The organism is Glycomyces endophyticus, assembly GCF_039531525.1.
GTDB lineage: Bacteria > Actinomycetota > Actinomycetes > Mycobacteriales > Micromonosporaceae > Glycomyces > Glycomyces endophyticus.
In genome coordinates, this window is the sequence record NZ_BAAAQF010000002.1 from 435,773 (window position 1) to 442,329 (window position 6,557).

General features: G+C 74.2%; 7 protein-coding genes. 6 read left to right on the forward strand and 1 reads right to left on the reverse strand.

The features are described 5' to 3' along the window. Positions 1-27: 27 nt before the first annotated feature. The 6 genes from pcaH (at position 28) to ABD419_RS02800 (ending at position 4,980) form a co-directional block, all read left to right on the forward strand. Positions 28-747 (forward strand): protocatechuate 3,4-dioxygenase subunit beta, encoded by a 720-nt coding sequence (gene pcaH, locus ABD419_RS02775; RefSeq protein WP_344481435.1) that lies wholly within the window; start codon positions 28-30, stop codon positions 745-747. Continuing rightward, the gene (gene pcaG, locus ABD419_RS02780; protein WP_344481437.1) at positions 744-1,532 is read left to right on the forward strand and encodes a protocatechuate 3,4-dioxygenase subunit alpha; all 789 of its coding nucleotides are present in this window, start codon (positions 744-746) and stop codon (positions 1,530-1,532) included. Before pcaH ends, pcaG begins: the two co-directional genes overlap by 4 nt. Before the next feature lie 108 nt (positions 1,533-1,640). After that, a complete protein-coding gene (locus ABD419_RS02785; RefSeq protein WP_344481438.1) occupies positions 1,641-2,717 on the forward strand; it encodes a lyase family protein in 1,077 nt (358 codons plus the stop codon). After that, the gene (locus ABD419_RS02790) at positions 2,714-3,700 is read left to right on the forward strand and encodes an alpha/beta fold hydrolase (RefSeq protein WP_344481441.1); all 987 of its coding nucleotides are present in this window, start codon (positions 2,714-2,716) and stop codon (positions 3,698-3,700) included. The genes ABD419_RS02785 and ABD419_RS02790 overlap by 4 nt, the downstream gene beginning before the upstream one ends. Next, complete coding sequence (gene pcaC / locus ABD419_RS02795; RefSeq protein WP_344481442.1) at positions 3,687-4,136, forward strand: 4-carboxymuconolactone decarboxylase; 450 nt, start codon at positions 3,687-3,689, stop codon at positions 4,134-4,136. Before ABD419_RS02790 ends, pcaC begins: the two co-directional genes overlap by 14 nt. 34 nt (positions 4,137-4,170) lie before the next feature. Next, positions 4,171-4,980 carry an IclR family transcriptional regulator domain-containing protein gene (locus ABD419_RS02800; protein WP_344481444.1) on the forward strand — a complete coding sequence of 270 codons (810 nt, stop codon included), beginning with the start codon at positions 4,171-4,173 and terminating at the stop codon, positions 4,978-4,980. Between the two features lie 106 nt (positions 4,981-5,086). On the opposite strand, the gene ABD419_RS02805 is transcribed toward ABD419_RS02800, so the two are convergent. Next, positions 5,087-6,259: a thiolase family protein gene (locus ABD419_RS02805; protein WP_344481447.1), complete on the reverse strand. Its 1,173-nt coding sequence runs from the start codon at positions 6,257-6,259 to the stop codon at positions 5,087-5,089. Positions 6,260-6,557 lie beyond the last annotated feature (298 nt).

The following is a 6,557-nucleotide window of genomic DNA, read 5'->3' on the forward strand; positions in this document are numbered from 1 at the left end:
GTACTCGACCAGCGAAGGAGCGACGACATGGCGGGCCCCCTGCGCCGCGACGGCCGCGGCGTCCACCCCGACCGCGACTTCCCCGCCTACGGCTCCACCGCGCTGCGCCACCCGAAGCGGCCGCTGGTCCCGCTCCACGACCCTGAGACCGAGCTGTCCGCGCCGTTCCTCGGCGCGGGCCCGATCGGGCCCCTCGACGGCGACCTCACCGCGCAGCACGACGGGGCCCCGCTGGGCGAGCGCATCGTCGTCACCGGGCGGGTCCGCGACGGCAACGGGACCCCGCTCGCCGGGCAGCTCGTCGAGGTCTGGCAGGCGAACGCCTCGGGCCGGTACGCGCAGGCCGAGGACGCCCACGACGCGCCGCTGGACCCGAACTTCACCGGCGTGGGCCGCTGCCTCACCGACGAGCACGGGGACTACCGGTTCGTCACCGTCAAGCCGGGCCCGTACCCGTGGCGCAACCACGACAAGGCCTGGCGGCCCGCGCACATCCACTTCTCGCTGTTCGGCACCGCGTTCGCCTCGCGGCTCATCACGCAGATGTACTTCCCCGGCGACCCGCTGGTCGCCTACGATCCGGTGATGCGATCGGTGACCGACGCGGCCGCGCGCGACCGCATGGTCGCGTCCTTCGACCTCGACGCCACGGTCGACCAGTGGGCCACGGGGTACCGCTGGGACATCGTCCTGCGCGGCCCGGACCGGACGGTCTTCGAGAGCGACCTCCCCGAGGAGGTCCGATGACCGACCGCGCCGACCGGACCGGGCACCGGAGCGCCGGCGAAGCCCGCGACCGTGCCGACCAGGCCGGGCATCGGGCCGCCGGTGAGGCTGGCGACCGCGCCGACCGCGCCGACCAGGCCGGGCACCGGACCGCCGACGAGGCTGGCGGCCGCGCCGACAGGACCGCCGGCGAGGCCCGCGGCCGCGCCGACAGTACGGCTGGCGAGGCCCGGGACCGGACCGTCCACGAGCGGCCCGGCCCGGCCGCGGAGCAGGCACTCACCCCCGGCCCGGCCGCGGAGCAGGCACTCACCCCCGGCCAGACCGTCGGGCCCTTCTACGGCTTCGCCCTCCCGTACGAGGGCGGGCCGGTCATCGTCGCGGGCGGCGACCTGCGCGTCCACGGGACCGTGTTCGACGGCGCGGGGGAGCCGGTGCCGGACGCGCTCGTCGAGGTCCTCCAGGCCGACGGCGACGGCCGACTCGGCGCCGGCCCGCACGGCGGCCTGTTCGGGCGCTGCTCGACCGCGCCCGCGGGCCGCTTCGCGTTCACCACGGTCATGCCCGGCGAGACCCGCGACAGCTGCGCCCCGCACCTCGCGGTCATGGTCCACGCCCGCGGCCTGCTCCTCCAGCTGCACACTCGCGTGTACTTCCCCGACCAGCCCTTGAACGCCTACGACCCCGTGCTCGCCAAGGTCCCGAACGACCGGCGGCACACGCTGCTCGCGGTCCCCGATGACGATGGTCTTCGGTTCGACATCCGGCTCCAAGGAGAGGATGAGACGGTGTTCTTCGATGTTTGAGCACCCCGGCGCCCGAGCACTCGAAGTCGTCGGGGCCGTCGCCCGGAGTAGTCCGCCGAGCTAGCGGGCGCGCCGGGATCCGATGTCCGAGCGAACGGAAGGGACCTGATGACCGAGCTGTTCGACGCGGTCTTCTCCCGCGGCCGCGCCGCCGAGGCCGTCTCGGGGCGCGCCTGGCTCGCCGCGATGCTCCGGGCCGAGGCGGCCCTCGCCGAGGCCGCCGCCGACACCGGGCACGTCTCCCGCGAAGCCGCCGACGCCGTCGCCGCGGCCGCCGTCCCCGAGCACTTCGACCCCGCCGCCGTCGCCGCCTCGGCCGCGACCATCGGCAACCCGGTCGCGGGCGTCGTCGAGCGGCTCCGCGAACTCGTGCCCGAGGCCCACCACGACGCGATCCACTACTCCGCGACCAGCCAGGACATCCTCGACACCGCGATGATGCTCGTCGCAAGGGACGCCGTCGCCGCGGTCGCGGAAGACCTGCGCGCCTGCGAGGACGCGCTGCTCGAACACCTCCTGAACGAGGGATGGGACCGTGTGCCGACCCTGTGGGGCCGGACGCTGCTCCAGCGCGCGGCCCCCATCGACATCACGAACCTGAACGGCCGCTGGAGCTTCGGGATCCGCCAGGCCCGCACCGCACTCGAAGGGCTCGCGTTCCCCGGTGTCATCGCGGGCCCGGTCGGCACGAACTGGTCGAAGCGCATGATCCCGGAGAAGGACCTGCCCGCGCACTTTCTGCGCCGTCTCGGCATGGACCCCGGCCGGTCCCTGGGGCACACCTCGCGCGGACCCGTCGTCCGCATCGGCGCTGCCGCCGCCGAGGCCGCGGGCGCGTGCGCCAAGGTCGCGGTCGACGTCATCCTGCTGAGCCAGAACGAGATCGGCGAGGTCGCCGAAGGGCGCCCTGGCGGCTCGACCTCGATGCCGCACAAGCGCAACCCGGTCGCCGCGACCTGCGCCCGCGCGTGCGCCGCCCGCACGCCGGGCCTGGTGGCGACCCTGTTCGCCGCGATGCCGCAGGAGCTCCAGCGCTCCCCCGGGCTGTGGCACAGCGAATGGGAGACCCTCTCGGACCTGCTGCGGCTCACCGGGTCCGCCGCCGCCTGGCTGCGGGAGTCCCTGGAGGGCCTGCGATACGACGTCGACGCCATGGCACGGAACCTGCGGGAGGCCGAAGGATGATCCCCCACTTCGAGATCGACGGCGACGGCCCGCCGCTCGTGCTCCTCAATTCGCTCGGCACCACGGTCGACATGTGGCGACCGCAGGTCACGCCCCTCGGGAACCGGTTCTGCCTGATCCGCTTCGACGCCCGCGGCCACGGGCGCACGCCGTTCGCGACCGGCGGCGGAGGCGGAGGTGACAGTGGGTCCGACCGTGGCGTTGGCGGAGCTGACCGCGGGATTGGTGGAGGTGACCGTGAGACCGGCCGCGAGAGTGGAGGCGAGGTCGGGACCGGCCGTGGCGACGGAAGCGGCAGCGGAACGGGCCATGGTGACCTCGGAACCGGCCGTGGCGGCCGCGCGCAGGTCGAGGACGGGACCGGCGAACGGCCCGGCAGTGCCTCGATCACCGTCGACGACCTCGCCGGCGACGTCGTGGACCTCCTCGACCATCTCGGGATCGAGCGCGCGCACCTCGCGGGCGTCTCGCTCGGCGGCGCCGTCGCCATGCGGCTCGCCGTGAGCCGGCCCGAACGCGTCGACCGCCTCGTCCTCGTCTCCACCGCCGCCGAGCTGGGCACGCCCGAAGGCTGGCGCGACCGCGCCGACGCCGTGCGCGCCCACGGCACCGCCTCCATCAGCGCCGCCGCGATGAGCCGCTGGTTCTCCCCCGCCTTCGTGCGCGACCAGCCCGACACCGTCGCCGGGTTCCGGCGCCACTTCGACGCCTGCGACGACGACGGCTACGCCGCCTGCTGCGAAGCCCTGGGCGCCATGGACCAGCGCGACGACGTGCACCGGATCACCGCGCCCGCGCTCATCGTCGGCGGGACCGCCGACGAGGTCACGACCCCCGCCGACGCCGCGTTCCTCGACGAGCGCATCCCCGGCGCCCGCATGGTCCTCGCCGAGGGCGCCAAACACCTCCTCACCGCCGAACGACCCGACTGGTTCAACCGACTGATCACCGAGTTCCTGGAGGACGACCATGACGAAAGCTGACGGAGACGCCGTACGCCGCACCGTGCTCGGCGACGCCCACGTCGACCGCTCGAACGCCGCCCGCACCGACTTCGACCGCGACTTCGGCGAGTTCATCACCGAGTACGCCTGGGGCGGCGTCTGGTCCCGGCCCGGCCTCGAGACGCACACCAGGCGCCTGCTCACCATCGGCGTCCTGTGCGCGCTCGGCAACGACGACGAGCTCGCGATGCACGTGCGCGCCGCCCTCGACGACGGCGTCAGCGCCGACGAGATCAAGGAGGTCCTCCTCCACACCGCCGTGTACGCCGGGCTCCCGCGGGCGAACCAGGCCTTCCACGTCGCGGGCGGGATCGTCGCGGGGCGCGGCCCCGCCGAAGCGGCCCTCGACGAGCAGGGCTTCGGCGACCTCCCCGAACGTGACCCCGACGGCCACGGCATCGCCGAGCGCGGTTGAGTCACGTCCCGCGGCGCACGGATAGGCTGAGCCCATGCAGGAGACCCCGGACAGCGACGAGGCGACGACGAGCGCGCCCCGCAACTCCGACTACGTGCAGACCCTCGCGCGCGGGCTCGCCGTCATCCGGTCGTTCTCGGCCGAGCGGGAGGCCATGACGCTCAGCGAGGTCGCCAAGGAGACCGGGCTGACCCGCGCCACCGCGCGGCGGTTCCTCCTGACGCTCACCGAGCTCGGGTACGTGCGGTTCGACGGCCGGTACTTCGCGCTGACGCCGCGCGTCCTGGAGCTCGGCTTCGCGTACCTGTCGAGCCTGTCGCTGCCCGAGGTCGCCCAGCCGCATTTGGAGCGCCTGGTCGCGGAGGTGCAGGAGTCGGCGTCGGTCGCGGTGCTCGACGAGACGGACATCGTCTACGTCTCACGGGTCGCGACGCAGCGGATCATGCGCGTCTCCATCAACATCGGGACCCGCTTCCCGGCCGTGAGCACCTCGATGGGCCGGGTCCTGCTGGCCGACCTGGACGCGGACGGGCTGGACGCGGCGCTGGCCGCGTCCGAGATGACCGCGTTCACGCCGCACACGATCACCGACGAGGGCCGGCTGCGCGCCGAGCTCGACCGGGTCCGCGCGCAGGGCTGGGCGTTCGTCGACCAGGAACTGGAGGAGGGGCTGCGCTCGATCGCGGTCCCGATCCGGAACCAGTGGGGCCGGGCGGTCGCGGCGGTGAACGTCTCCTCGCACGCCAGCCGCACCGACCTCGACTCGGCCCGCCGCGACCTGCTGCCGCCGCTCATGGCGACCGCGGCGAGGATCCTGGCGGACATGGCGATCCAGTTCGGCTGAGCGGGCGCTATCCGGTTCGGCGGTGCTTGGCTTCACTCGGTGCGGTGCGGTGCGGTGCGGTGCGGTGCGGTGCGGTGCGGTGCGGTGCGGTGCGGTGCGGTGGCCGTCAGGCCGCTTCGATGACGACCGCGATGCCCTGGCCGACGCCGATGCACAGGGCCGCCAGGCCGTAGCGCCGTCCCTCCCTGCGGAGCCGCCATGCGAGGGTCGCGAGGAGTCGTGCGCCTGAGCATCCGAGCGGGTGGCCGATCGCGATGGCGCCGCCCTGCGGGTTGACGATCTCGGGGTCGAGGTCGGGCCAGGACGCCAGGCACGCGAGCGACTGCGCCGCATACGCCTCGTTGAGCTCGACGGTGTCGAGGTCGCCCCAGCCGATGCCGGCGCGTTCGAGGGCCCGCTCGGCGGCGGCGACCGGGCCGATGCCGTACCGGTGCGGGTCGACGGCCGCGACCGCGCGGGAGACGATGCGCGCCAAGGGCCTGCCGTGGTCCGCGGCGGCGGCCTCGTCGCCGAGGAGGAGCGCGGCGGCGCCGTCGCTCAGGGGGCTGGCGTTGCCGGCGGTGACGGTGCCGTCGGCGCGGAACGCGGTCCGCAGCTTCGCGAGGATCTCGGGGGAGGTCGCGGGCCGGATCGCCTCGTCGCGGGCGAGCTCGGGGAGGGGGAGGACCTCGTCTTCGAAGGCGCCCGACTCCCAGGCGGCGTGGGCGAGGCGGTGGCTGCGCGCGGCGAAGGCGTCCTGGGCCTCGCGGGTGATGCCGAACTCGTCGGCGAGGATCTCGGCGCCCTCGCCGAGACTGACGGTCCACCGGGAGTCCATGGCGGGGTTGACGAGCCGCCAGCCGAGCGCGGTGTCGGCGAGTTCGAGGCCGCCGCGCGGGTAGGGCTGCTCGGTCTTCGGGAGGACCCACGGGGCGCGGCTCATCGACTCGACGCCGCCGGCGACGACGATTGCGGCGTCGCCGCACTCGATCGCGCGGGCCGCGGCGACGACGGCCTCGGCGCCGGAGCCGCAGAGGCGGTTGACGGTGGTGCCGGGGACCGAGGTCGGGAGCCCGGCGAGGAGGGCGGCCATGCGCGCGACGTTGCGGTTGTCCTCGCCCGCGCCGTTGGCGTTGCCGAGGACGACGTCGCCGACGGCGGACGGGTCCAGGCCGGGGCTGCGCTTGACGAGGCCCGCGATCGCCTTGGCGGCCAGGTCGTCCGGGCGCACTCCGGCGAGCGCGCCGCGGTGGCGGCCGATCGGGGTGCGGACGGCGTCGAGGATGAAGGCGGTGCTCACGGCGGCCCCCGGGGGTCTGCGGAAGTGGTCCATTAGTGGTGTGCGCTCAGTGAAACTGTGTGCTCTATGCGAACACTAGTGAAGGCGAGGGGGCTTCGCAAGGGGCATTGAGGGCTAAAGGCAGGAGACCGTCCCTAGCCCCCACCCACCCAGAAGGGGACCGTAGCGGCGATGTTTGCCGAGGGGTCCGACAGAAACGCCCCGAAAACCGGGTCTCCCGACCGGATTTCACCGGATCGGGTGATGGGCGGACATCACACTCGGTGCGGGGTGCGGGGTGCGGGGTGCGGGGTGCGGG

Bases quoted from the DNA above. Each gene is read 5' to 3' on its own strand.
- ABD419_RS02800 (WP_344481444.1), top strand. From the start codon at position 4,171: ATGCAGGAGACCCCGGACAGCGACGAGGCGACGACGAGCGCGCCCCGC.
- ABD419_RS02790 (WP_344481441.1), top strand. From the start codon at position 2,714: ATGATCCCCCACTTCGAGATCGACGGCGACGGCCCGCCGCTCGTGCTC.
- pcaG (WP_344481437.1), top strand. From the start codon at position 744: ATGACCGACCGCGCCGACCGGACCGGGCACCGGAGCGCCGGCGAAGCC.
- pcaH (WP_344481435.1), top strand. From the start codon at position 28: ATGGCGGGCCCCCTGCGCCGCGACGGCCGCGGCGTCCACCCCGACCGC.
- pcaC (WP_344481442.1), top strand. From the start codon at position 3,687: ATGACGAAAGCTGACGGAGACGCCGTACGCCGCACCGTGCTCGGCGAC.
- ABD419_RS02785 (WP_344481438.1), top strand. From the start codon at position 1,641: ATGACCGAGCTGTTCGACGCGGTCTTCTCCCGCGGCCGCGCCGCCGAG.